Below are 964 nucleotides of genomic sequence, written 5' to 3'. Positions count from 1 at the left end.
GGAGAGTCCGTGGCGGGAGTGGTGAAGGGGCAGGCGGTGGGGAAGGAGAAGAGGAAGGTGGCCTTCCTCTTCACGGGCCAGGGAAGCCAGTACGTGGGGATGGGAGAGGAGTTGTACCGGACGCAGCCGGCCTTCAAGGAAGCGCTGGAGGAGTGCGCGAAGGTGCTGGAGGGGGTGCTGGAGAAGCCGCTGCTGGAGGTGATGTTCGGCCAGGGCAGCGAGCTGGACGAGACGAGGTACACGCAGCCGGCGCTGTTCGCGGTGGAGTACGCGCTGTGGAGGATGTGGAGGAGCTGGGGAGTGGAGGCGGACGCGGTGCTGGGGCACAGCGTGGGGGAGTACGTGGCGGCGGTGGTGGCCGGCGTCATGGGAGTGGAGGACGCGCTGAAGCTGGTGGCGGAGCGAGGCCGGCTGATGCAGGCGCTGGGGGGGGAGGGGGAGATGGTGGCGGTGGAGGCACCGGAGGAGTGGATTGCGGAGGCGGTGAAGGGGTTGGAGGCGAGCGTCTCGATTGCGGCAAGGAACGGCCCGAAGCAGTGGGTGGTGGCGGGGTTGAAGGAGGGAGTGAAGGAGGCGGAGCGTCGGCTGGGGGAGAAGGGCGCGAAGACGAAGAAGCTGAAGGTGTCGCATGCGTTCCACTCGCCGCAGATGGAGCCGATGCTGGACGCCTTCGAAGCGCGGGTGGGTGCGGTGAAGTTGGAAGCCCCGAAGCGGGTGCTGATTTCGAATGTGAGCGGGAAGAAGGCGGGGGCGGAGGTGGCGAGCGCGAAGTACTGGCGCACGCACGTGAGGGAGGCGGTGCGCTTCGCGGAGGGGATGGAGGCGCTGAGGAAGGAGGGGGTGGGAATCTTCCTGGAGGTGGGGCCCGCGCCGGTGTTGGTGGGAATGGGGAGGCAGACGCTGGAGGAGGAGGGGCTGGAGTGGGTGGCGAGTTTGAGGAAGGGGAAGGGGGAGTGGGAGACGG

General features: G+C 68.0%; 1 protein-coding gene. It reads left to right on the top strand.

Features of this window, described 5'->3' with window-relative positions; all coding sequences use genetic code 11:
• Nucleotides 1-9 precede the first annotated feature (9 nt).
• Nucleotides 10-964 (top strand): acyltransferase domain-containing protein (locus K8640_RS42360; protein WP_223752280.1); only part of this gene is annotated, 955 nt, incomplete at its 3' end.

The sequence above is a fragment of the Myxococcus sp. XM-1-1-1 genome, assembly GCF_020037095.1.
GTDB classification, from domain to species: Bacteria; Myxococcota; Myxococcia; order Myxococcales; family Myxococcaceae; genus Myxococcus; species Myxococcus fulvus.
This window is presented reverse-complemented; position numbering and strand designations above follow the sequence as displayed.